General features: G+C 69.6%; 2 protein-coding genes. One reads left to right on the top strand and one right to left on the bottom strand.

Going from position 1 to position 661, the window contains the following annotated elements; all coding sequences use genetic code 11:
* On the bottom strand, positions 1-378 hold a 378-nt coding region (locus A5713_RS14115; RefSeq protein ID WP_156751881.1), incomplete at its 3' end, for a TetR/AcrR family transcriptional regulator.
* Positions 379-521: 143 nt separating this feature from the next.
* Here A5713_RS14115 and A5713_RS14110 point away from each other — a divergent pair.
* Positions 522-661 (top strand): TetR/AcrR family transcriptional regulator (locus A5713_RS14110; protein ID WP_156751880.1); only part of this gene is annotated, 140 nt, incomplete at its 3' end.

The raw sequence follows: 661 nt of genomic DNA, 5'->3' as shown, positions 1-661 counted from the left end.
CACCGGGTGCTCGTTGCTTTCGGCGCGGACCGCGCGATCGAATGCGGCCAGATGCGGATGCTCGCGCATCAGCCGGCTCGCCTCGTCCAGCACCGCCGCGAGGCGATCGACCACGCCGCCGGGACCCGCGGCGGCGGCTCGCAGCCGCGGCACCGCCATGCGTTCGATGTCCTCGACGGCCGCGTCCAGCAATTCGGACTTGTTCGGGAAGTAGTGGTACAGGCTGCCGCTGGTGACGTCGGCCGCCCGGGCGATCTCGCGAATCGTGGTGCGCGAATAGCCATTCTCGGCCACACATCGCATGGTGGCAACGACGATCCGCTGCCGCGTCTCCTCGCCGCTGGCGCCGACCGGACGTCCCCGTTGCGCCCGCGTCACCGTGCTGTCCTCACTCGCGCGTCCCGTCCGCCGGCTCCCGGTCCCCGACACGGTCGAATATAATCGAGTGATCGATTAGTTTCGGCTTCGCCGCGGAGGTGCGTAGTGCGTGATGGACGGAGCTGCGGCGGGCTTCCCGCCGCATGAGCGTCACGCCGCCGCAATTGGGTCGGCCGGTGGGTGCCGACGGTGAGCAGACCCGGGCCCGCATCATCACCGCCGCGATGCGATGTGTGGCCGAGAATGGCTATTCGCGCACCACGATTCGCGAGATCGCCCGGGC

Source organism: Mycobacterium sp. E2497 (assembly GCF_001668695.1).
In the GTDB taxonomy this organism is placed as follows: domain Bacteria; phylum Actinomycetota; class Actinomycetes; order Mycobacteriales; family Mycobacteriaceae; genus Mycobacterium.
This window is presented reverse-complemented; position numbering and strand designations above follow the sequence as displayed.